This window comes from Stenotrophomonas sp. YJH_SMC_73 (assembly GCF_059370155.1).
The window spans coordinates 295,678-317,796 of record NZ_JCAFTJ010000007.1 but is presented as its reverse complement, the minus strand read 5'-3'; the positions used below and the strand labels follow the sequence as shown (position 1 = coordinate 317,796).

17 protein-coding genes are annotated in these 22,119 nt (G+C 65.0%); 13 read left to right on the top strand and 4 right to left on the bottom strand.

Annotation, left to right across the window (positions count from 1 at the left end):
* From AC5P8R_RS13880 to AC5P8R_RS13855, 6 genes are all read left to right on the top strand, one after another.
* A partial coding sequence (locus tag AC5P8R_RS13880; RefSeq protein WP_495223552.1) for a methyl-accepting chemotaxis protein occupies nt 1–491 on the top strand: 491 nt, incomplete at its 5' end.
* A gap of 37 nt (nt 492–528) precedes the next feature.
* On the top strand, nt 529–1,398 hold the full coding sequence (locus tag AC5P8R_RS13875) for a CheR family methyltransferase (protein ID WP_049416359.1): 870 nt from the start codon (nt 529–531) through the stop codon (nt 1,396–1,398).
* Nucleotides 1,395–1,991, top strand: a complete 597-nt coding sequence (cheD, locus tag AC5P8R_RS13870; protein ID WP_014037083.1) for a chemoreceptor glutamine deamidase CheD — start codon at nt 1,395–1,397, stop codon at nt 1,989–1,991. The genes AC5P8R_RS13875 and cheD overlap by 4 nt, the downstream gene beginning before the upstream one ends.
* Nucleotides 1,988–3,061 carry a protein-glutamate methylesterase/protein-glutamine glutaminase gene (locus AC5P8R_RS13865; protein ID WP_014647016.1) on the top strand — a complete coding sequence of 358 codons (1,074 nt, stop codon included), beginning with the start codon at nt 1,988–1,990 and terminating at the stop codon, nt 3,059–3,061. Before cheD ends, AC5P8R_RS13865 begins: the two co-directional genes overlap by 4 nt.
* A 414-nt stretch (nt 3,062–3,475) precedes the next feature.
* Nucleotides 3,476–4,114: a hypothetical protein gene (locus tag AC5P8R_RS13860; protein WP_075076504.1), complete on the top strand. Its 639-nt coding sequence runs from the start codon at nt 3,476–3,478 to the stop codon at nt 4,112–4,114.
* The gene (locus tag AC5P8R_RS13855) at nt 4,111–5,586 is read left to right on the top strand and encodes an XVIPCD domain-containing protein (RefSeq protein ID WP_495223551.1); all 1,476 of its coding nucleotides are present in this window, start codon (nt 4,111–4,113) and stop codon (nt 5,584–5,586) included. Before AC5P8R_RS13860 ends, AC5P8R_RS13855 begins: the two co-directional genes overlap by 4 nt.
* Nucleotides 5,587–5,730: 144 nt before the next feature.
* Here AC5P8R_RS13855 and acnB read toward each other — a convergent pair whose 3' ends face one another.
* Genes acnB through AC5P8R_RS13840 form a run of 3 tightly spaced genes read right to left on the bottom strand, consistent with a single transcriptional unit; the run spans nt 5,731 to nt 8,995 of the window.
* On the bottom strand, nt 5,731–8,322 hold the full coding sequence (gene acnB / locus AC5P8R_RS13850) for a bifunctional aconitate hydratase 2/2-methylisocitrate dehydratase (RefSeq protein ID WP_495223550.1): 2,592 nt from the start codon (nt 8,320–8,322) through the stop codon (nt 5,731–5,733).
* A gap of 43 nt (nt 8,323–8,365) precedes the next feature.
* Entirely contained in the window at nt 8,366–8,764 is a 399-nt protein-coding gene (locus AC5P8R_RS13845; RefSeq protein WP_005416402.1) for a type II toxin-antitoxin system VapC family toxin, read from the bottom strand.
* A 6-nt stretch (nt 8,765–8,770) separates the two neighbouring features.
* A complete protein-coding gene (locus AC5P8R_RS13840) occupies nt 8,771–8,995 on the bottom strand; it encodes an AbrB/MazE/SpoVT family DNA-binding domain-containing protein (RefSeq protein WP_005409505.1) in 225 nt (74 codons plus the stop codon).
* A gap of 302 nt (nt 8,996–9,297) precedes the next feature.
* Here AC5P8R_RS13840 and acnA point away from each other — a divergent pair, with 302 nt between their 5' ends.
* Entirely contained in the window at nt 9,298–12,051 is a 2,754-nt protein-coding gene (gene acnA, locus AC5P8R_RS13835) for an aconitate hydratase AcnA (protein WP_495223549.1), read from the top strand.
* A 128-nt stretch (nt 12,052–12,179) separates the two neighbouring features.
* Here the strand turns inward: acnA and AC5P8R_RS13830 are convergent, their stop codons facing one another.
* Nucleotides 12,180–13,730: a BCCT family transporter gene (locus tag AC5P8R_RS13830; RefSeq protein ID WP_014647012.1), complete on the bottom strand. Its 1,551-nt coding sequence runs from the start codon at nt 13,728–13,730 to the stop codon at nt 12,180–12,182.
* A gap of 168 nt (nt 13,731–13,898) precedes the next feature.
* Here AC5P8R_RS13830 and betI point away from each other — a divergent pair, with 168 nt between their 5' ends.
* The 6 genes from betI (at nt 13,899) to AC5P8R_RS13800 (ending at nt 22,111) form a co-directional block, all read left to right on the top strand.
* On the top strand, nt 13,899–14,489 hold the full coding sequence (betI, locus tag AC5P8R_RS13825) for a transcriptional regulator BetI (RefSeq protein ID WP_014647011.1): 591 nt from the start codon (nt 13,899–13,901) through the stop codon (nt 14,487–14,489).
* 38 nt (nt 14,490–14,527) lie between these two features.
* Nucleotides 14,528–16,000, top strand: a complete 1,473-nt coding sequence (gene betB / locus AC5P8R_RS13820; protein WP_014647010.1) for a betaine-aldehyde dehydrogenase — start codon at nt 14,528–14,530, stop codon at nt 15,998–16,000.
* Between the two features lie 101 nt (nt 16,001–16,101).
* Nucleotides 16,102–17,784: a choline dehydrogenase gene (betA, locus tag AC5P8R_RS13815; RefSeq protein WP_046430400.1), complete on the top strand. Its 1,683-nt coding sequence runs from the start codon at nt 16,102–16,104 to the stop codon at nt 17,782–17,784.
* Nucleotides 17,785–18,005: 221 nt separating this feature from the next.
* Nucleotides 18,006–19,682 (top strand): long-chain fatty acid--CoA ligase, encoded by a 1,677-nt coding sequence (locus tag AC5P8R_RS13810; RefSeq protein ID WP_014647008.1) that lies wholly within the window; start codon nt 18,006–18,008, stop codon nt 19,680–19,682.
* A 161-nt stretch (nt 19,683–19,843) separates the two neighbouring features.
* Nucleotides 19,844–20,716: a crotonase/enoyl-CoA hydratase family protein gene (locus AC5P8R_RS13805; protein ID WP_014647007.1), complete on the top strand. Its 873-nt coding sequence runs from the start codon at nt 19,844–19,846 to the stop codon at nt 20,714–20,716.
* Nucleotides 20,717–20,983: 267 nt separating this feature from the next.
* A complete protein-coding gene (locus AC5P8R_RS13800; protein WP_495223548.1) occupies nt 20,984–22,111 on the top strand; it encodes a hypothetical protein in 1,128 nt (375 codons plus the stop codon).
* Nucleotides 22,112–22,119: the final 8 nt, after the last annotated feature.

Sequence of the window (22,119 nt, the reverse complement as noted above, 5' to 3'; positions counted from 1 at the left end):
GCTCGGCCGCCGCCGCCAAGGAGATCAAGGGCCTGATCGACGACTCGGTCGGCAAGGTCAACGACGGCTCGGCGCTGGTGCACAAGGCCGGCGCGACCATGGGCGAGATCGTCGCCTCGGTGCAGCGCGTGACTGACATCATGGCCGAAATCTCTGCGGCCTCGCAGGAACAGTCGGCGGGCATCGAGCAGGTCAACCAGACCGTGGTGCAGATGGACGAAACCACCCAGCAGAATGCTGCGTTGGTGGAAGAAGCCACTGCTGCGGCACGCGCAATGGAGGACCAGGCCGGCCAGCTGGCTGACGCCGTGGCGATCTTCCGCCTCGACAACCAGGTGTCCGCCGCAGTGAAGGCCGTGGCCGCGCGCGCGGAGCCGGCCCGTATCACCACCGTGGCACGCCCGCAGCCGACCAGCACGCCCGCTCCGGTCCGCCGCAGCAGCAACGCCAGCACCTTCGCCGCCAGCGACAGCGACTGGCAGGAATTCTGAGACCCACCCGCGGCGGCTGCGGCCGCCGCCTCTGCCGATGGACACGTCCCCCGTGCAAAGTCCTACCCCCATCGTCACCGGCCCGCGCGAATTCGAGTTCGCCGACCGCGATTTCCGCCGCGTCTGCGACCTGATCTACCAGCGGGTGGGCATCGCCCTCGCGCCGGCAAAGCGCGACATGGTCTATGGCCGCCTGTCGCGCCGCCTGCGCACGCTGGGCATGCGCAGCTTCCAGCAGTACCTGGACCATCTGGAGCAGGAAGATGGTGACGAATGGCAGGCGTTCACCAACGCGCTGACCACCAACCTGACCTCGTTCTTCCGCGAACCGCATCACTTCGACAAGCTGCGCGAGGAACTCCAACAGCGCTCCAGCCGCACCCCACTGCTGCTGTGGTCGTGCGCGGCGTCCACCGGCGAAGAGCCCTACTCGATGGCGATCACCGCCTGCGAGGCCTTCGGCACGTTGAAGCCGCCGGTACGCATCATTGCCACCGACGTCGATACCCAGGTGCTGGCCACCGCCGGCCGCGGCGTCTACAACATCGATCGCGTCGCCAGCCTCGATCCGGACCTGCGCCGCCGCTACTTCCAGCGCGGCAGCGGCCCCAACGAGGGCCAGTGCCGCGTGCTGCCGGCGCTGCGCGAACTGATCGAGTTCCGCCCATTGAACCTGCTCGCCCCGCGCTACGACGTCGGCGGCCCGTTCGACGCGCTGTTCTGCCGCAACGTGATGATCTACTTCGACAAGCCGACCCAGCGCGCCATCCTCGGTCGCCTGGTCCAGCACCTGGCCGATGACGGCCTGCTCTACACCGGCCATTCGGAGAACTACCTGCACGCCGCCGACCTGATCCAGCCCTGCGGCCGCACCCTGTACCGCCGTGCGGCAAAGGCCGGCGCATGAATGCCTCGCTGCGTACCGACGATGTGATGCGCTACCAGGATGCGCGCTTCCAGACCATCGCCGCCAAGCTGCTGCCGACCCAGTACCTGGTGGTCGATGACACCACTGCGCTGACCACCACGCTGGGCTCCTGCGTGGCGGCCTGCCTGCGCGACCCGGTGCTGAAGATCGGCGGCATGAACCACTTCCTGCTGCCGGAGGGCAACGCCGGTGACGGCGCACCCGCACGCTACGGCAGCTATGCGATGGAACTGCTGATCAACGACATGCTCAAGCGGGGCGCCCACCGCAAGCGCATCGAGGCCAAGGTGTTCGGCGGCGCCAACGTGCTCAAGGGCTTCACCAGCAATCCAGTGGGCACCCGCAACGCCGAGTTCGTGCGCCAGTACCTGCAGGCCGAGCACATCCCGATCATCGCCGAGGACCTGTGCGGCATCCATCCGCGCAAGATCTGGTTCTTCGCCGACACCGGCCGCGTGGTGGTGCAGCGCCTGCCGCATGCGCATGAGGCCGAAGTGGCTGCCACCGAATCGGCGGTGCGTGCGCGCCTGTCCAAGGCGCCGGTCACCGGTGGCGTGGAGCTGTTCGAATGACCTTTACCGGCAACGCCCCCTGCCGGGTGCTGATCGTCGACGACTCTGCCGTCGTGCGCCAGATGCTCACCGAGATCCTGTCCAGCGATCCTGCCATCGACGTGGTCGGCACCGCCGCCGACCCGCTGCTGGCCCGTGAAAAGATCAAGCGACTGGCCCCGGACGTGATCACCCTGGACGTGGAAATGCCGCGCATGGACGGGCTGGCGTTCCTGGAAAACCTGATGCGCCTGCACCCGTTGCCGGTGGTGATGATCTCCTCGCTCACCGAGCGCGGCGCCGACACCACCCTGCAGGCACTGGCGCTGGGCGCCGTGGATTTCGTGTCCAAGCCGAAGTTGGACGTGGCCCGCGGCCTGCAGGGCTACGCAGACGAGATCATCGCCAAGGTCAAGATGGCGGCGCGCTCGCGGGTACGTCCGCTGGTGCGCGCTGCCGCGCCGAAGCTCATGCTGGACGCCGCGCCCGCGATACGCCCGGCCGCGCCGCAGTTCCGCACCACCGACCGGCTGATCGCGATCGGTTCCTCGGCGGGCGGCACCGAAGCGCTGCGCGTGGTGCTGGAAGGCATGCCTGCCGACGCGCCCGCCGTGGTGATGACCCAGCATTTGCCGGCCAGCTTCAGCAGTGCCTTCGCCGAACGCCTGGACCGCCACTCGGCGATGGCGGTACGTGAGGCCAGCGACGGCGAAGCGGTGCTTCCCGGCCATGCCTACCTGCCGCCGGGCGGCAAGCACCTGCGGATCATCCGCGACGGTGCGCGCTGGCGCTGCCGCGTCGACGATGGCCCGGCAGTGAACCGCCACAAGCCGGCAGTGGACGTGCTGTTCCGTTCGGTCGCGCAGAACGCCGGTGGCAATGCGATCGGTGCCATCCTCACCGGCATGGGCGACGACGGCGCACGCGGCCTGCTGGAAATGCGCCAGGCCGGCGCGCCGACGTTGGTGCAGGACGAAGCCACCAGCGTGGTCTGGGGCATGCCGGGTGCCGCGTTCAAGCTGGGCGCGGCCGAGGAACAGGTGCCACTGGAGCGGATCGCCGAGCGGCTGCTCGCCCTCGCCCGCGGCTGACAGGCCCCTGTAGAGCCGAGCCCACGCTCGGCTCTGCACCCTGCTGGACACCTCCAAGAGACGTCAGGCTCCATTGCCGATCCGCCGCCAGCACTTTCGACCATTGATGTTTCAACGACGCTGATCGAGGTTTGATCCTGCCGCAAGCCATGCGCGCCAAACGGGAGGCCCGCAGGACACCGACTTGGAGCGCGGCTGGAGCGGGTCGTATAGTCAGGTATCGCACAGCAATGGAACGCCGATGAACGTTACCCCGCAAGGCCGCGCTGCTCGGGTACGCAGGGAGGGAGGTCCGGATAGCGGGCAATACCCACTGCGCAACCTGTCGCACTTGCCCGGATGCGGCACCGTCGTTCGTGATGAGACCGCATGTTCCAGGGATCAAGGAAAATCCTGCAGCGACATGGACCGCTCATGCTGAAAGTTCTCCCGACCCTTGCTCACGTTGCGTTGATCGCCTCGATCACACTGGCCGTTCCGGGCTGCAACAAGGAACGCTCATACCCGGTCTATCGCGAGAATCCTGCACCCAGGGATGCGCTGCCGATTGTGATTCGGGTCCACGATGCACCCGTGGATGTCCCCGTTCCTTCGGTCTTTGTCACGTATGAGATAGACCCACTCTGTCTCCCTCCGGTCAACAATTGGGAGGGGGTGCAGTACGAGCCGAACCAGCACAAGGTTGAGCTTCAGGCACAGCGCCTCAGTGCCACTGAATTCAGCAGTGTTGTATTCAACGATGGCATGGAAGTTGCCGACTATTACGGTCGCGGCCCGTGCACTTGGACGCCCGTGCTCGTGGAAGCTTCATTCGCCTTCATCATCGATGATCGCCCTATCCAAGCAACCGCATGGACTTCATTCACAAAGCTTGAAACCGAGAAACTCGCTACTACCTACGTACATCGCGCCTTGCGCCCCATGACTTCAGGGGGATCGCCAGAGTGGACGCCTACCGAGCCTTCGACTTGGTACGAGAAGATGCCTCAAGATAAGCGAAAGGATTACTTCCCAATCGAAATCTCCACACGGACTGAAGGAACAGCCCAATGAATCCTGGAGCAAATGCAGCCCTCTCAGATCATGTCTACAAGGATCCGCTCCCTGCGCCCAAGGCCATTGTTACCATTGCCGGGACGGAATATCGTGTATTGGCCAGCCTAAACTCCGCCACCGGCTACCAAGGCGTCATTTACCATAATCTCGAATCCAAAGAAGTAATCGTCACCCATCGCGGTACCGAGTTTGATCGCCAGCCTCTGATTGACGGCGGCATCGACGCTGCGATGGTCACCGCAAGAGTCAACGCACAACTCGGTGATGCCCTCGCACTGACCAAGCAGGCGATCGATCTGGCTAAAGAGAATGGGTATGGTCCGGTGTACGTCACCGGCCACTCGCTGGGCGGCGCGCTCGCCCAGATCACTGCACACCACTACAACCTCCCCGGCGACGCATTCAATCCTTACGGTGCTGCCGGGCTGGCGTATCGCCTTCCTGAGGGCCAGCCGGCCAACGCGGCGCCCTTCACCAACCATGTGATGGCAGGCGACCTGGTCAGCGCGGGCGGTCCTCATTACGGCAAGGTCGAGATGTATGCGCTGCCCAGGGAACTGGAGGTCCTGCGCAACGCCGAGCACGGTCAGCGCATCGCCTCGCTTGGAACACCTGGGATGAAAAGCGGCCATGTCATGTCCGCCGCAGTGGCGGTCCAGTTGGGCGACTCCCATCGATTGGTTCATTTCCTTGATCGCGTGACCGACAAGGGCCCGGTGCCGTCTGTACTGGACAATCCCCAGGCCCGGATCACAGATCCCGAAGACCTGCGCAGGATTGCCGACTACCGCAGTGATGTTCATCAGTTGCGCGCAGGCGCGACCATGCTTGTCGGCGGCGGACCTGGCCTGCTGCGCGACGGGGTCAATTACCTGCGCGGTATTGAGGAAGCCGGTGCATATGCCCGCCGCGAGGCTGAAGCGGAGCAGCGGGCCCAGAATGCGCTCAGGCCGGGGGAGCAACTGACCCAGGATGCAACCGACAAGGGCTCGCCCTCTCTCGGCAATCCCGGCTTCTCTCCCAGGAGTCCATTGCAGGAGAGCATTGAGTCAACCTTGGACAAGGCAGGCTTGGATCCCAGGAAGGAAGGCCATCCAGACCATGCGCTCTACCAGCAGATCCGCGATGGTGTATCCGCCGTGGATGCCAGGCACGGGCGCAGCTTCGTTGAAACCAGTGAGCGCATGACGGCCAGCCTGCTTGCGACGGCCAAGAGCAGCGGCCTCGAACGCGTTGATCATGTGGTCCTGGGCAGTCCACCCAGCGATGGCTCGGGCCCTCGCATGTTCGTTGTGCAGGGAGCACCGGACAATCCGGCACACCTGCGGGCGTCGGTTCCGATCAGCGAGGCAATCAATACGCCGGTGGAGCAGTCGATCGCCAAGGCCGAACAGATTGCGCAGGCACAGCAGGTCGGTCAGCAAGACCACGTCCAGGAGCAGACCCGAACCGCGATGCGCATGGGCTAGGCCGCCTGGCCGGGCACAATAGAAACCCGGCTTTCACCGGAGGTTCTTCGTTTCAACGGGTTGCCGGCCAGCGGCCGGCACTACCATGCGTCGTCCGCTCACAAAAAAACCCCCGGCGCGAGCCGGGGGTTTTCAGTTACCGCATCAGGCAGCGACCGTCTTGGCCACGTCCTGGTATTCCTCGATCTGGTCGAAGTTCATGTAGCGGTAGATCTCCGCACCATTGGCGTTGATCACGCCGATGTCCGCCATGTACTCCTCCTTGGTCGGGATGCGGCCCAGGCGCGAGCAGATCGCCGCCAGTTCCGCCGAACCCAGGTACACGTTGGTGTTGCGGCCCAGGCGGTTCGGGAAGTTGCGGGTCGAGGTCGACATCGCGGTGGAGCCTTCGCGGATCTGCGCCTGGTTGCCCATGCACAGCGAGCAGCCCGGCATTTCCATGCGCGCGCCGGTAGCGCCGAAGGTGCCGTACACGCCTTCCTTGGTCAGCTCCGAAGCATCCATCTTGGTCGGCGGGGCCACCCACAGGCGGGTCGGCAGGTCACGCTTGCCTTCCAGCAGCTTCGCAGCGGCGCGGAAGTGACCGATGTTGGTCATGCACGAACCGATGAACACTTCGTCGATCTTGGCGCCGGCCACTTCGGACAGGGTCTTCACGTCGTCCGGGTCGTTCGGGCAGGCCACGATCGGCTCATGGATGTCGGCCAGGTCGATCTCGATGACGGCGGCGTATTCGGCGTCGGCATCCGGCTCCAGCAGCTGCGGGTTGGCCAGCCACGCTTCCATCTTCTCGATGCGACGCTGCAGCGAACGCGGGTCCTGGTAACCCTCGGCAATCATCCACTTCAGCAGGGTGATGTTGCTGGTCAGGTACTCGATGATCGGTTCCTTGTTCAGGCGCACCGAGCAACCGGCCGCCGAACGCTCGGCCGAGGCATCGGACAGTTCGAACGCCTGCTCAACCTTCAGCTCCGGCAGGCCTTCGATTTCCAGGATGCGACCGGAGAAGATGTTCTTCTTGCCAGCCTTGGCCACGGTCAGCAGGCCCGACTTGATCGCGTACAGCGGGATCGCGTTGACCAGGTCACGCAGGGTCACGCCCGGCTGCATCTTGCCCTTGAAGCGCACCAGCACCGACTCCGGCATGTCCAGCGGCATCACGCCGGTGGCCGCGGCGAAGGCGACCAGGCCCGAACCGGCCGGGAACGAAATACCCACCGGGAAACGGGTGTGCGAGTCACCACCGGTGCCGACGGTGTCCGGCAGCAGCATGCGGTTGAGCCAGCTGTGGATCACGCCGTCGCCCGGGCGCAGCGAGACGCCGCCACGGGTGGAGATGAACTCCGGCAGGGTGTGGTGGGTCTTCACGTCCACCGGCTTCGGGTACGCGGCGGTATGGCAGAACGACTGCATCACCAGGTCGGCCGAGAAGCCCAGGCACGCCAGGTCCTTCAGCTCGTCGCGGGTCATCGGGCCGGTGGTGTCCTGCGAGCCCACCGAGGTCATCTTCGGTTCGCAGTAGGTGCCCGGGCGCATGCCCTGGCCTTCCGGCAGGCCACAGGCGCGGCCGACCATCTTCTGCGCCAGCGAGAAGCCCTTGCCGGTGTCGACCGGCTGCACCGGCAGGCGGAACAGATCGGTCGGGGCCAGGCCCAGCGCTTCGCGCGCCTTGCCGGTCAGGCCACGGCCGATGATCAGCGGAATGCGGCCACCGGCACGCACTTCGTCGAACAGCACGTCGGACTTGACCTGGAACTCGGCGATCACTTCACCGTTCTTCAGCGCCTTGCCTTCATACGGACGCAGCTCGACCACATCGCCGTGTTCCATCTTCGACACGTCCAGCTCGATCGGCAGCGCGCCGGCATCTTCCATGGTGTTGTAGAAGATCGGGGCGATCTTCGAACCCAGGCAGACGCCACCGGCGCGCTTGTTCGGGATGAACGGAATGTCGTCGCCGGTCCACCACAGCACGCTGTTGGTGGCCGACTTGCGCGAGGAACCGGTGCCGACCACGTCGCCGACGTAGGCGACCAGATGGCCCTTGTCCTTCAGGTCAAGGATCTGCTGGATCGGGCCGCGCTTGCCGTCTTCTTCCGGGGTGAACGGCGCGTCGTCGCGCTTGTTCTTCAGCATCGCCAGGGCGTGCATCGGAATGTCCGGGCGGGTGGTCGCGTCCGGTGCCGGCGACAGGTCGTCGGTGTTGGTCTCGCCCGGCACCTTGAACACGGTGACGGTCAGGCTCTGCGGCACTTCCGGATTGCTGGTGAACCACTCGGCATCGGCCCAGCTCTGCAGCACGGCCTGGGCGTGGGCGTTGCCGGCCTTGGCCTTTTCCTGCACGTCATGGAACGCATCGAACACCAGCAGGGTCTTCTTCAGGCCGTTGGCGGCGATGGTGCCGACGCTGGCGTCGTCCAGCAACTGCACCAGCGGGGCCACGTTGTAACCGCCGAGCATGGTGCCCAGCAGTTCGGTGGCGCGCTCGCGGCTGATCAGCGGGTTCTGCTCGCTGCCCAGGGCGATCGCCGCCAGGTACGAGGCCTTGACCTTGGCCGCGTCATCGACACCGGCCGGCACGCGATGGGTCAGCAGGTCGAGCAGGAACTCGGCCTCGCCCTGCGGCGGGTTCTTCAGCAGTTCGATGACATCGGCCGTCTGCTGCGCGCTCAGCGGCAGCGGCGGGATGCCAAGCGCAGCGCGCTCGGCGACGTGGTGGCGGTAGGCTTCCAACATGACAACTCCCGGGTAATGCGTAGGTTGAAATAACAAAGTGGGCTCAGGCGTGCGGCACGATCAGCTTCAGGCCCTTGAAGTAGTCGCGGTAAAACGTGTCGTTCCAGGTGATCAGGCCGTCACACTGCAGCAGTGCGTGGGCGCCGACCATGAATTCGTCCAGGCTGCGGCGGCTGCCGCCGCGCTGGCGATGACGGCGGTGCATCTCGCCGGCGCGCAGCGCCGACTTGGCTTCCATCGGGTTGAAGTGCACGCCCATTTCTTCCAGCGCTTCGAGCACCTCGGCGCCGCCGCGCAACGATGCGCAGACCTCGGCCAGGGTCGCGCCACAGACCACCACGCGGCCACCGACCAGGCTCTGCCGGAGGATGGCTTCCACGGCATCGGCCTGCGGACCATTGCTGAGCAGTTCCACCAGCACCGGTGAATCGACGGCGATCATCACGGCTTATTCCTCGTCACGCACCGCGCGTACCGCTGCGTCGGACGATTCGAAGCCGTCCAGCGCAAACTTGCCGCGCGCCCGTGAAATCGCATCGTCAACACTCTTGCGCAGGATGATGCGGCTGCCGTCCAGCTCGACCTTCAGCAGCGTGCCCTTGGTCAGGCCGAGGGCATCACGCACCGCCTTGGGCAGGGTGATCTGTCCGCGTTCTGCAACAGTGGCTTCCATCGGTAGGCCCTCCAGAGTATGCACAAATTATACATACTTCCCCGGGCATACTTCCACCCTGAACAGGACCGGCGCCCCGCCAGCCCTTGCCTCGCAAAGGATCGGCCACAAACGTGACATACGCCATACACCTTCCCCTGTAGTCTGGAACCGATGCCGCAGGCCGGAACCCGGCCCGGATGAATCCATTCAGTCTGAGGTTCATACTGGGACGACCGGGGCCGTCAGGCCCGCGGCGACCGCAAGCAGGCCCGCCCATGCGCGGGCCACTGCAAGCCATCCGCAAGAAGGAGTTACCCCGCATGAGCGATTCGTTCTCCACCCGCAGCCAGCTGAACGTCGGCGGCAAGACCTACGACTACTTCAGCCTGCCCACGCTGGGCCAGCGCTTCGATATCTCCCACCTGCCCTACTCGATGAAGATCCTGCTGGAGAACCTGCTCCGGCACGAGGACGGCGGTATCACCGTCGGCAAGGACCACATCGAAGCCGTGGCCCGCTGGAACCCGGCGGCCGAGCCGGACACCGAGATCGCCTTCATGCCGGCGCGCGTGGTCCTGCAGGACTTCACCGGCGTGCCCTGCGTGGTCGACCTGGCCGCGATGCGCGACGCGGTCGTCAAGCTGGGCGGCTCGCCGGAGCAGATCAACCCGCAGATCCCCTCCGAACTGGTCATCGACCACTCGGTGCAGGTCGATGTGTTCGGCAAGCCGGACGCGCTGGACCTCAACGGCAAGATCGAGTTCCAGCGCAACCAGGAACGCTACGGCTTCCTGCGCTGGGGCCAGAAGGCCTTCGACAACTTCAAGGTAGTGCCGCCGAACACCGGCATCGTCCACCAGGTGAACCTGGAGAACCTGGCCCGCGTAGTGATGACCGCCGACAAGGACGGCAAGGCGGTCGCCTACCCCGATACCGTGTTCGGTACCGACAGCCACACCACCATGATCAACGGCATCGGCGTGCTTGGCTGGGGCGTGGGCGGCATCGAAGCCGAGGCCGCCATGCTCGGCCAACCGTCGTCGATGCTGATCCCGCAGGTGGTCGGCTTCAAGCTGACCGGCAAGCTGCCCGAGGGTGCCACCGCTACGGACCTGGTGCTGACCGTCACCCAGATGCTGCGCAAGCTGGGCGTCGTCGGCAAGTTCGTCGAGTTCTACGGTGACGGCCTGCAGCACCTGCCGCTGGCCGACCGTGCCACCATCGGCAACATGGCCCCGGAGTACGGCGCCACCTGCGGCATCTTCCCGATCGACGCCGAATCGCTGAACTACCTGCGCCTGTCCGGCCGCAGCGAAGAGCAGATCGACCTGGTCGAAGCCTATGCCAAGGCACAGGGCCTGTGGCACGAACCGGGCAGCCCGCATGCCCAGTACAGCACCACGCTGGAACTGGACATGGGCACGGTGAAGCCGTCGCTGGCCGGCCCGAAGCGTCCGCAGGACCGCGTGCTGCTGGAAGACGTGCAGAAGAACTACCGCGAAGCACTGGTCGGCATGACCAGCAACCGCGACAAGCGCAGTGAAGATGTTTCCTCGTTCGTCAATGAAGGCGGCGGCGCGGCGGTCGGCAACGAGCAGCTGGCCAAGGGCTTCGCCGACATCGAGATCGAAGGCCGAAAGGTGCGGCTGAAGGATGGCGCGGTGGTCATCGCCGCCATCACCTCCTGCACCAACACCTCCAACCCGGCGGTGATGATCGGTGCCGGCCTGCTGGCCCGCAATGCGGCCGCCAAGGGCCTGAACCGCCAGCCGTGGGTGAAGACCTCGCTCGGGCCGGGCTCGCGCGTGGTCACCGACTACCTGGAAAAGGCCGGCGTGCTGAAGGAGCTGGAGAAGATCGGCTTCTACGTGGTCGGCTACGGCTGCACCACCTGCATCGGCAACTCCGGCCCGCTGCCGACCGAAGTCAGCGCCGGCATCGCCGCCGGCGATCTTGTGGTCACCTCGGTGCTGTCGGGCAATCGCAACTTCGAGGGCCGCGTGCACCCCGAAGTGAAGATGAACTACCTGGCCAGCCCGCCGCTGGTGGTGGCCTACGCCATCGCCGGCACCACCGACATCGACCTGACCACCCAGCCGCTGGGTACCGGCAGCGATGGCCAGCCGGTGTTCCTGCGCGACATCTGGCCGAGCAACAAGGAAATCGGCGACGTCATCGCCGCCACCATCGGCCCGGAGATGTTCAAGCAGAACTACGCCGACGTGTTCAAGGGTGATACCCGCTGGAACACCATCGCCTCGCCGGACGGCAACCTGTACGCGTGGAGCGATGCCTCCACCTACATCAAGAACCCGCCGTACTTCGATGGCATGACCATGCAGACCGGCAGCATCGACGACGTGCACGGCGCACGCGTGATGGGCCTGTTCGGCGATTCGATCACCACCGACCACATCTCCCCGGCCGGCAACATCAAGAAGGACTCGCCGGCGGGCCGCTTCCTGCAGGAACGCGGCGTGCAGCCGGCCGACTTCAACAGCTACGGCAGCCGCCGCGGCAACGATGACGTGATGGTCCGCGGCACCTTCGCCAACATCCGCATCAAGAACCTGATGTTCGGTGGCGAGGAAGGCGGCAACACCCTGTACTACCCCGCCGGCGGTGGCCAGCCGGAGAAGCTGGCGATCTACGATGCGGCCATGAAGTACAAGGCCGACAAGGTGCCGCTGGTGGTGCTGGCCGGCAAGGAATACGGCACCGGTTCGTCGCGCGACTGGGCGGCCAAGGGCACCCTGCTGCTGGGGGTGAAGGCGGTCATCGCCGAGAGCTTCGAGCGCATCCACCGCTCCAACCTGGTCGGCATGGGCGTGCTGCCGCTGCAGTTCCGCAACGGCGAGAACGCGCAGAGCCTGGGCCTGGACGGCTCGGAAGTGATCGACATCACCGGCCTGCAGGACGGTGCCAGCAAGCGCGCCACGGTCACCGCGACCAAGGCCGATGGCACGAAGAAGACCTTCGAGGTCTCGGTGATGCTGCTGACCCCGAAGGAAGTCGAGTACTTCCGTCATGGCGGCCTGCTGCAGTACGTGCTGCGCCAGCTGGCAGCCAAATAACGGAAAAGGGCCGGATCCTTGCGGGTCCGGCTCTTTCCGTCTGCGATGCCCCCCTGTAGAGCCGAGCCTGCGCTCGGCTGCTTCTGCGCCAACAGCAGCCGAGCATGGGCTCGGCTCTACAGAGGCACTCAGCGGCGGGGTGCGTCCGGGTCGGTGCGCAGCGCCTTCAGCAGGCCCCACATGTAGAACGCCAGCGTGAACGAGAACGGCAGGCCACACAGCACCACCGCCGTCTGCATCGCACTGAAATTGCCGGCCAGCAGCAGGCCGACGCTGGCCACGGTGATGCCGGCCGCCCAGAACACGCGCAGCCAGATCGGGGCGTCATGGCCGTCTTCCACACCATCGTCAACGCGACGGGTGCACAGGTTGGCGATCATCAGCGTGCCAGAGTCGACCGGGGTCAGGAACAGCACGAAGCCGATCACCACCGCCGCACCGGCAACGTACGGCGCGCCGGGCAGGTATTCCAGCAGCTTGAACAGCGTCATCGCCGCATCGTGCTGGGCCACCTCACCCAGGATCGCCTGGCCGTGGTTGAGCACCAGGTCGATGGCGGTGTTGCCGAAGATCGACAGCCACGCCAGGGTGAAGCCGAGCGGGATCAGCAGCACGCCCATGATCACTTCGCGGATGGTGCGGCCACGCGAGATGCGCGCCACGAAAAGGCCGACGAACGGCGCCCAGGCGATCCACCAGGCCCAGTAGAACAGCGTCCACGAGCCCATCCACTCACGGCCCTTCGGGTCGTTGAGGTACATGTCGAAGCTCTTGCGCACGAACGCACCAAGGTAATCGCCGGTGTTCTGGATAAGGCCGTCGAACAGGTGCAGGGTCGGGCCGGTGACCAGCACGAACAGCAGCAGGCCACACAGCAGGCGCACGTTGAGGTTGGACAGCCAGGCAATGCCCTTTTCCACACCGGCGACCACGCCGATGGTGGCCACCACCATCATCACCAGCACGATGGCCACCAGCACCTGCGGCGTATCCGGGATGTGGAACAGGTAGACCAGGCCGGACTGCACCACCAGCGCGCCGATGCCGAGGTTGGTCACCATCGAGATCAGCGTGGCCAGGATGCCGAAACCATCGACCATGTCGCCGATGCGACCGTGGATGCGCTCACCGAAGATCGGGTACAGCGCCGAGCGCAGCGCCAGCGGCAGGTCGCGGCGGTACGCGAAGTAGCCCAGCGCCACGCCGACCAGCGCGTACAGCGCCCAGCCGTGCAGGCCCCAGTGCAGGAAGGTCAGCACCATCGCTTCGCGGCCGGCGGCCACGGTCCCGCCGGGTTGCCCGGGCGGATGCAGGAAATGGTCCAGCGGCTCGTAGGCACCGTAGTACAGCAGCGCGATGCCGATGCCGGCCGAGAACAGCATCGAGACCCAGGCAACGTAGCCGAAGGCCGGTGACTCCTCGTTGTGACCCAGGCGGATGCGGCCATACGGCGAGAACGCCAGCCACAGCACGAAGCCCAGGCACAGCACGATCAGCAGCATGTACCACCAGCCGAACGCGGCCGACACCTCGGCCTGCGCCCATTGCAGCCAGTGCTCGCTGCCTTCGGGATAGAGAACGGTGAGCAGCCCGAGGATGCCGATCGACACCGAGGAGCTGAGAAAGACAAAACGGTTCAAGCGCAGGGGCGAACGCTTGGGATGAGCCAGGGAAGACATGGGATCGTCTCATCAGTCCGGGGGAGCACATGGGCGGGGCCGGACCGGTAAACCGGGCCCATGGCGTGGGGCGCGAGCGCATCCTAGGGTTTATTGATTGAACGTTCAATCAATAAAAAGCATAATGGCGGGCAGCCGATCCTTCGGGTCGCAATCCGTGGAGAGACAATGCCGAAGAAAGGCGTGGAACCGGTACGGCGCGAACAGCTTATCCGGGCCACTTTCCAGACCATCGACGAGATCGGCATGGCCGACGCGACCGTCGCCACCATCGCGAAGAAGGCAGGGCTGTCCAGCGGCATCGTCGCCCACTACTTTGGCGACAAGGACGGCCTGCTCAATGCTGCAATGCGGCAGATCCTGCGCGAACTGAAGGACGCCGTCGCCCGCTACCGCGCCGAGGCCAGCGATGACCCCCGCGAGCAGTTGCGTGCCATCGTCGATGGCAACTTCGACGACAGCCAGATCAACGGTACCGCAATGCGCGTCTGGCTCACGTTCTGGGCCGCCAGCATGCACCAGCCGGAACTGGCCCGGCTGCAGCGCGCCAACGACCAGCGCCTGTTCTCCAACCTGTGCCACCAGTTCAACCGCCTGCTGCCCCACCCGCAGGCCCGCCTGGCCGCCCGTGGCCTGGCCGCGATGATCGACGGCCTGTGGCTGCGTGGCAGCCTGGTCGGCGGCCAGTTCAACGCCGACAAGTCGCGGCGCATCGCCTACGGCTACATCGACTTCCAGTTGCAGGCTGCCGCGCTATAAGCGCTTCAGCACCCGCCCCCTTCCAAGGAGTACGCCCCATGACCACCCTGCCCGTCCAACAGCTCTACATCCACGGCCAGCGCGTCGATGCCACCAGCGGCAAGACCTTCAAGACCGTCAACCCGGCCACCGGTGAGGTGATCGCCGAAGTGCAGGTTGCCAGCCAGGCCGACGTCGAGCGCGCCGTGCAGAGCGCGGCCGAAGGCCAGAAGGTGTGGGCCGCGATGACGGCCATGGAGCGCTCGCGCATCCTGCGCCGCGCCGTCGAGCTCCTGCGCGAGCGCAACGACGAACTGGCCCACCTGGAAACCCTGGACACCGGCAAGGCGCTGGCCGAGACCACCACCGTGGACATCGTCACCGGCGCCGACGTGGTCGAGTACTACGCTGGCCTGGCCACCGCCATCGAAGGCATCCAGCTGCCGCTGCGCGAATCGAGCTTCTTCTACACCCGCCGCGAACCGCTGGGCGTGGTGGCCGGCATCGGCGCCTGGAACTACCCGATCCAGATCGCCATGTGGAAGTCGGCCCCGGCCCTGGCCGCCGGCAATGCGATGGTGTTCAAGCCGTCCGAAGTGACCCCGTTGACCGCGATCCGGCTGGCCGAGATCTACACCGAAGCCGGCGTGCCGGCCGGCGTGTTCAACGTCGTGCAGGGCCCGGGCCGCGAGATCGGGCAGTGGCTGACCGAGCACCCGGTGATCGAGAAGATTTCCTTCACCGGCGGCGTCGCCACCGGCAAGAAGGTCATGGCCAGCGCGGCGTCCTCGTCGCTGAAGGAAGTGACCATGGAGCTGGGCGGCAAGTCGCCGCTGGTGATCTGCGATGACGCCGATCTGGACCGCGCCGCCGACATCGCGGTGATGGCCAACTTCTTCAGCTCCGGCCAGGTCTGTACCAACGGCACCCGCGTGTTCGTGCCGCGCAGCATGCTGGCCGCGTTCGAGGCCGCCGTTGTCGAGCGCGTCAAGCGCATCCGCATCGGCGACCCGATGGCCGCAGAGACCAACTTCGGCCCGCTGACCAGCTTCCCGCACATGGAAAACGTGCTGCGCTACATCGAAAGCGGCAAGGCCGAAGGCGCCCGCCTGCTGACCGGCGGCGGCCGTGCCACCGAAGGCGCGCTGGCCAATGGCGCGTACGTGCTGCCGACCGTGTTCTCCGACTGCCGCGATGACATGACGATTGTCCGGGAAGAGATCTTCGGGCCGGTGATGAGCATCCTCGCCTACGACGACGAAGACGAAGTGGTGCGTCGTGCCAACGACACCACCTTCGGCCTCGCCGCCGGCGTGGTCAGCAAGGACGTCAGCCGCGCCCACCGCATCATCCACCGCCTGGAAGCCGGCATCTGCTGGATCAACACCTGGGGCGAATCGCCGGCCGAAATGCCCGTCGGTGGCTACAAGGAATCCGGCGTCGGCCGCGAGAACGGCATCTCGACCCTCGGCCACTACACCCGCATCAAGTCGGTGCAGGTCGAGCTGGGCGACTACGCCAGCGTGTTCTGACCGGCGCGCCGCCAGCACGCCCCATCGTCCGGCCACCGCGCCGATCCGACATCCCGCCGGGACGCCTGCATGCAGCGCGCCCCGGCCTGCAGGAGACACCCATGAGCACCCACAACGAGTACGACTACATCATCATCGGCGCCGGTTCGGCCGGCAACGTGCTGGCTACCCGCCTCACCGAAGATGCCGATGTCAGCGTGCTGCTGCTGGAAGCCGGTGGCCCGGACTACCGGCTCGACTTCCGTACCCAGATGCCGGCGGCACTGGCCTTCCCACTGCAGGGCAAGCGCTACAACTGGGCGTACAAGACCGATCCGGAGCCCTTCATGAACAACCGCCGCATGGACTGCGGCCGCGGCAAGGGCCTGGGCGGCTCGTCGCTGATCAACGGCATGTGCTACATCCGCGGCAACGCGATGGACTATGACAACTGGGCCAGCATGCCGGGCCTGGAAGACTGGACCTACCTGGACTGCCTGCCCTACTTCCGCAAGGCCGAAACCCGTGATATCGGCCCCAATGACTACCACGGTGGCGACGGCCCGCTGCGCGTTACCACGCCGAAGGCCGGCAACAACGAGCTGTTCGCTGCGATGGTCGAAGCCGGCGTGCAGGCCGGCTACCCGCGCACCGACGACCTCAACGGCTACCAGCAGGAAGGTTTCGGCCCGATGGACCGCACGGTGACCCCGAAGGGCCGTCGTTCCAGCACCGCCCGCGGCTACCTGGACCTGGCCAAGCCGCGCCCGAACCTGACCATCGTCACCCACGCGCTGACCGACCGCATTCTGTTCTCGGGCAAGCGCGCCGTGGGCGTGCAGTGGCTGCACAGCGACCGGCCGCAGCGCGCCACCGCCCGCCGCGAAGTGCTGCTGTGCGGCGGCGCCATCGCCTCGCCGCAGATCCTGCAGCGCTCGGGCGTCGGCCCGGCCGACCTGCTGCGCAGCCTGGACATCGACCTGGTGCACCACCTGCCGGGCGTCGGCGCCAACCTGCAGGACCACCTTGAGATGTACCTGCAGTACGAGTGCAAGAAGCCGGTGTCGCTGGCGCCGGCACTGAAGCTGTACAACCAGCCGGCGATCGGTGCCGAGTGGCTGTTCCTGGGCACCGGCATCGGCGCCAGCAACCAGTTCGAGGCCGGTGGCTTCATCCGCAGCGACGCCGAATTCGACTGGCCGAACCTGCAGTACCACTTCCTGCCGGTGGCGATCAATTACAACGGCTCCAACCCGATCAAGGCGCACAGCTTCCAGATGCACGTCGGTTCGATGCGCTCACCCAGCCGCGGCCGCATCCACGTGCGCTCGAAGGACCCGCGCGAACATCCGAGCATCCTGTTCAACTACATGTCGCACGACCAGGACTGGCGCGAGTTCCGTGCGGCGATCCGCATCACCCGCGAGATCTTCGCGCAGCCGGCGCTGGCCCCGTACAGCGGCCGCGAGATCTCGCCGGGAAGCGCGCTGCAGACCGACGCGCAGATCGATGCGTTCGTGCGCGAGCACGCCGAGACTGCCTATCACCCGTCGTGCTCGAACAAGATGGGCCATGCCGACGATCCGATGGCGGTGGTCGATGGCCAGGGCCGCGTACACGGGCTGGAAGGCCTGCGCATCGTCGATGCCTCGATCATGCCGCAGGTGGTGACCGGCAACCTCAACGCGCCGACCATCATGATGGCCGAGAAGCTGGCCGACGTGATCCGCGGCCGCACCCCGCTCGCCCGTAGCACCGCGCCGTACTACAAGGCCAACGGCGCACCCGTTCGCAAGCAGGGTTGACGCAGCCGGCCCGCTTGGGGCCACGGTAGTGCCGGCCGCTGGCCGGCATCCATCGTATGGTCCGTCCAGCGCAGATGCCGGCCAGCGGCCAGCACTACCCAGCAAGGAGGCTCTTCGGGGCCTCTTCGCGTTTTCCCTACGGCGGGGTATGCTGCAATGACCGGCCGTTGTCGATACGCTCAGGGCCGGACCTAATACATCACGATTCCTGGAGGGGGAATATGAGTCTGGATCGTCCCTGGCTGCAGAGCTATCCGAAAGGCGTTCCCGCCGAGATCGACGTCAACGAGTTCCATTCGGTAGCTTCGGTCTTCGACGCTTCCGTCGCGAAATTCCGCGACCGTCCCGCCTACTCCAGCTTCGGCAAGGTCCTCACCTACGGCGAGACCGACGCGCTGGTCGAACAGTTCGCGGCCTACCTGCTCGGTGAGCTCAAGCTCAAGAAGGGTGACCGCGTCGCCCTGATGATGCCCAACTGCCTGCAGTACCCGGTGGCCACCTTCGGCGTGCTGCGCGCCGGCCTGACCGTGGTCAACGTCAACCCGCTGTACACCGCCCGCGAGCTCAAGCACCAGCTGGTCGATGCCGGCGTGACCGCGCTGGTGGTGGTCGACAACTTCGGCGACACCGTCGAGCAGGTCATCGCCGATACGCCGGTCAAGCATGTGGTCACCACCGGCCTGGGCGACCTGCTCGGCGCCAAGGGCGTGATCGTCAACTTCGTGCTCAAGTACATCAAGAAGATGGTGCCCAACTACCATCTCAAGGGCGCGGTGCGCTTCCGCCAGGCGCTCAAGCTCGGCAGCCGCCACAGCCTGCCCAAGGTCGAGATCGACCACGACGACATCGCGTTCCTGCAGTACACCGGCGGCACCACCGGCGTGGCCAAGGGCGCGATGCTGACCAACCGCAACCTGATCGCCAACATGCAGCAGGCCTCGGCCTGGATCAGTGCGTCCGGCATCGAGATGGGCAAGGAGTGGATCATCACCGCCCTGCCGCTGTACCACATCTTCGCGCTGACCGCGAACGGGCTGGTCTTCATGAAGTTCGGTGGGTGCAACCATCTGATCACCAACCCGCGCGACATGAAGGGCTTCGTCAAGGAGCTCAAGTCGGTGCGTTTCACCGCCATCACCGGCGTCAACACGCTGTTCAACGGCCTGCTCAACACCCCCGGTTTCGACACGGTCGACTTCTCCTCGCTGAAGGTCACCCTCGGCGGCGGCATGGCGGTGCAGCGCGCCGTCGCCGAGCGCTGGAAGAAGGTCACCGGCGTGACCCTGGTCGAGGCCTATGGCCTGACCGAGACCTCGCCGGCAGCCTGCATCAACCCGCTCACCCTGACCGAGTACAACGGCTCGATCGGCCTGCCGATCCCCTCCACCGATGCCTGCATCAAGGATGACAACAGTGCCATCCTGCCGCTGGGCGAGGTCGGCGAGCTCTGCATCAAGGGCCCGCAGGTGATGAAGGGCTACTGGCAGCGCCCGGAGGAAACGGCCAAGGCCATCGACGCGGACGGCTGGCTGCATACCGGCGACATGGCCAAGATGGACGAACACGGCTTCTTCTACATCGTCGACCGCAAGAAGGACATGATCCTGGTGTCCGGCTTCAACGTGTACCCGAACGAAGTCGAGGACGTGATCGCGATGATGCCGGGCGTGCTGGAAGTGGCCGCGGTCGGCGTCCCGGACGACAAGTCCGGCGAGGTGGTGAAGGTGGTCATCGTGAAGAAGGACCCGAACCTGACCGCCGAAATGGTCAAGGAGCATGCCCGGGCCAACCTGACCGGCTACAAGCACCCCAAAATCGTTGAATTCCGAAAGGAGCTGCCGAAGACCAACGTCGGCAAGATCCTCCGTCGCGAACTCCGCGATACGCCCGCCCAGTAAGGGTTTGCGGCAATCTGGACAGTGCAGGGCCCGGGGCGGAAACGTCCCGGGCCCTTTCGCATGCGACGCCGCTGAGGCGGTGTAGCATCGCCGCGTGTGTGGACCGTTCGGCCCGCCGGCCACCCACCTGACACTGCGGGCCGCATGCCGAGGACCCTTCCATGAGTACCATCGAAAAGCTGCCTTCAAGCGGCTCACCGTTCGCCACCATCCGTACCGAAGACAGCGCCGACGGCGCTGCCCACTGGCTGTTCATGCACGCCGATGCCGCCACCGGGATCCGTCCCTGCTGCCGCAAGGACATGCTCGACGAAATGTGGAGCTACATGGCGGCCATCACCCGCAGCCCTGCCGAACGCCACAACGGGACATTGCGGCATTTCGTGCTGGCCTCCGATGCCGTCGCCTACAACCTGGGCGGCGACCTGGACCTGTTCACCCGCCTGATCCGCGAAGGCAACCGCGACCTCCTGCTGAACTACGCCCAGCGCTGCGTGGAGGGCGTGCACCACCTGCACACCGGGTTCGGCGGCGACGTCCGTTCGATCGCGCTGATCCAGGGTGACGCCCTCGGCGGCGGCCTGGAAATGGCCCTGGCCTGCCACACCATCGTCGCCGAGGAAGGCAGCGGACTGGGCCTGCCGGAGGTGCTGTTCGGCCTGTTCCCGGGCATGGGTGCGTACTCCTTCCTGTGCCGGCGCGTGTCCCCCCATCTGGCCGAGAAGATCATCCTCGACGGCCGGGTCTACAGTGCCGAGGAGATGCATGCCATGGGCGTGGTCGACGTGCTGGTGAAGAAGGGCGAAGGCCGGGCGGCGGTCGAGGAACTGATCCGCCAGCAGCAGCGCACGCCGCAGTCCTATCTGGCGATGAATGCCGCACGCGCCATCGCCCAGCCGGTCAGCTACGACGAACTGCTGGAGATCACCAAGGTATGGGTCGATTCCGCCCTCGCACTCGGCGACCGCTCGCTGCGCACCATGGATCGCCTGATCAAGGCCCAGACCCGTCGCGCCAGTCTCGACGCGGCCTGATTCCTCCCCTCCCCCAGGATGGGTTCAAGCCCGGCTGGCCACCGGGCTTTTTTTGTCTCGGCGCTGTGCTGTCATCTCGCCGCATGCCGCCGGCTTCTTCCGTTCAGGATGTGCGTCACCTACAGCGCGTATCAAACTCGATTGCCGCACCTTGCAGTTTCAGCCAAGCTCCATCCACCGCCTGGAACAAAGGCACCGCTTGTCGCCATGGAAAAGCACACAAATCTGACGCATAACCAGCACTTCATCTCCCAGGCGGAGCAGCGCATGAATTCCTGCTCGGACAAACCAGAGGCGAAGAAGGCAAAAATATATAAGTTCACTGTTGATGAAACTCAGCCATTGACAGTCCACCTGCAGAACAAGGCAACCATAGAAAACAATCTCGCCTTCCAAGATCTCTTCACGATCATGAGGACGAATGATAACAAGCGGGTCAATCTTGAAGCCCTGTTCAACCGCTATGAGACCGACTACGCGGAAAGTGCGAAATCAATCATTGAAGCAATATCAATGGAGAGGTCTGGCCCTGGATCGGCAACCATTCAGTTGACAGAAGAACTTCAAGCGCATCCGAATCACTCCCCGACAATCGACCTGATAAAGCGCATCTATAGGCATAAGATTCTGGTCGGCGCACGAAATCCACTAAGAGTAAAAGAAACACTGAATAGATTTCAGGATTCACTTGACCACAGCGTCGCTGACATGGACGCCCTGGCACTGCATCTTGCCCTGGAAGGAAAGGATCCCAGGGAAGAGAGGCACATCTGCGAAACCTACAAACTGTCCCGCTGCGACTATCGAAGGTGGATCAGGCTACTGATCCTGCTGCTGTACCGGAAGGGAGACGGAGAAACCATTCTTGACGGATTCGTGGATGAGTTCTTCAACGCAAAGGACTATTTCACACTCGTCCGAGTACATTCGTTCAAGGAAGGATGCGCACTACTCCCAGACACAGGCGTAGTGACGGACGCAGTGGACGGCGGAATTGTGACCTACATGAACGTGTCGAAACACTGCATCATTGCCGTAGTTCACAAAAAGATTGAAACCCCGGTTTTTGATGCACTCTGCCGGTCCAGGAAATTGAGCTCGAGAGGGAGATCGGAACTCATTGAGTCGCTGGCATCGAATGTCCAAATACGCCTCGTCCTGGACGACAGAGCGACTCTTGAGGGGTACAACAAGATCTGCGTGAAAGCATGTGTCTCGGAGCTTTTCTCCGGCGCGAAAGAAGCACCTGGAATCCGAGTGGTCGAAAAACGCAAGACCGTTTCCGTTGTTGCGCACCCGATGGATGATGTTTCAAGCGCGGCACCTTGGTTCGACAGCCACGCAAATAACCCGAATAGGTGCGTGTGGCGCATGCATGTACCGCCCGCCCCCTGATTATGACA

What these genes read in the sequence shown, in the direction of transcription:
- cheD (WP_014037083.1), top strand. Translation starts at nt 1,395, where the DNA reads ATGAATGCCTCGCTGCGTACCGACGATGTGATGCGCTACCAGGATGCG.
- AC5P8R_RS13805 (WP_014647007.1), top strand. Translation starts at nt 19,844, where the DNA reads ATGAGTACCATCGAAAAGCTGCCTTCAAGCGGCTCACCGTTCGCCACC.
- acnA (WP_495223549.1), top strand. Translation starts at nt 9,298, where the DNA reads ATGAGCGATTCGTTCTCCACCCGCAGCCAGCTGAACGTCGGCGGCAAG.
- AC5P8R_RS13830 (WP_014647012.1), bottom strand. Translation starts at nt 13,730, where the DNA reads ATGTCTTCCCTGGCTCATCCCAAGCGTTCGCCCCTGCGCTTGAACCGT.
- betB (WP_014647010.1), top strand. Translation starts at nt 14,528, where the DNA reads ATGACCACCCTGCCCGTCCAACAGCTCTACATCCACGGCCAGCGCGTC.
- acnB (WP_495223550.1), bottom strand. Translation starts at nt 8,322, where the DNA reads ATGTTGGAAGCCTACCGCCACCACGTCGCCGAGCGCGCTGCGCTTGGC.
- AC5P8R_RS13810 (WP_014647008.1), top strand. Translation starts at nt 18,006, where the DNA reads ATGAGTCTGGATCGTCCCTGGCTGCAGAGCTATCCGAAAGGCGTTCCC.
- AC5P8R_RS13800 (WP_495223548.1), top strand. Translation starts at nt 20,984, where the DNA reads ATGAATTCCTGCTCGGACAAACCAGAGGCGAAGAAGGCAAAAATATAT.
- AC5P8R_RS13845 (WP_005416402.1), bottom strand. Translation starts at nt 8,764, where the DNA reads ATGATCGCCGTCGATTCACCGGTGCTGGTGGAACTGCTCAGCAATGGT.
- AC5P8R_RS13865 (WP_014647016.1), top strand. Translation starts at nt 1,988, where the DNA reads ATGACCTTTACCGGCAACGCCCCCTGCCGGGTGCTGATCGTCGACGAC.
- betI (WP_014647011.1), top strand. Translation starts at nt 13,899, where the DNA reads ATGCCGAAGAAAGGCGTGGAACCGGTACGGCGCGAACAGCTTATCCGG.
- betA (WP_046430400.1), top strand. Translation starts at nt 16,102, where the DNA reads ATGAGCACCCACAACGAGTACGACTACATCATCATCGGCGCCGGTTCG.
- AC5P8R_RS13860 (WP_075076504.1), top strand. Translation starts at nt 3,476, where the DNA reads ATGCTGAAAGTTCTCCCGACCCTTGCTCACGTTGCGTTGATCGCCTCG.
- AC5P8R_RS13875 (WP_049416359.1), top strand. Translation starts at nt 529, where the DNA reads ATGGACACGTCCCCCGTGCAAAGTCCTACCCCCATCGTCACCGGCCCG.
- AC5P8R_RS13840 (WP_005409505.1), bottom strand. Translation starts at nt 8,995, where the DNA reads ATGGAAGCCACTGTTGCAGAACGCGGACAGATCACCCTGCCCAAGGCG.
- AC5P8R_RS13855 (WP_495223551.1), top strand. Translation starts at nt 4,111, where the DNA reads ATGAATCCTGGAGCAAATGCAGCCCTCTCAGATCATGTCTACAAGGAT.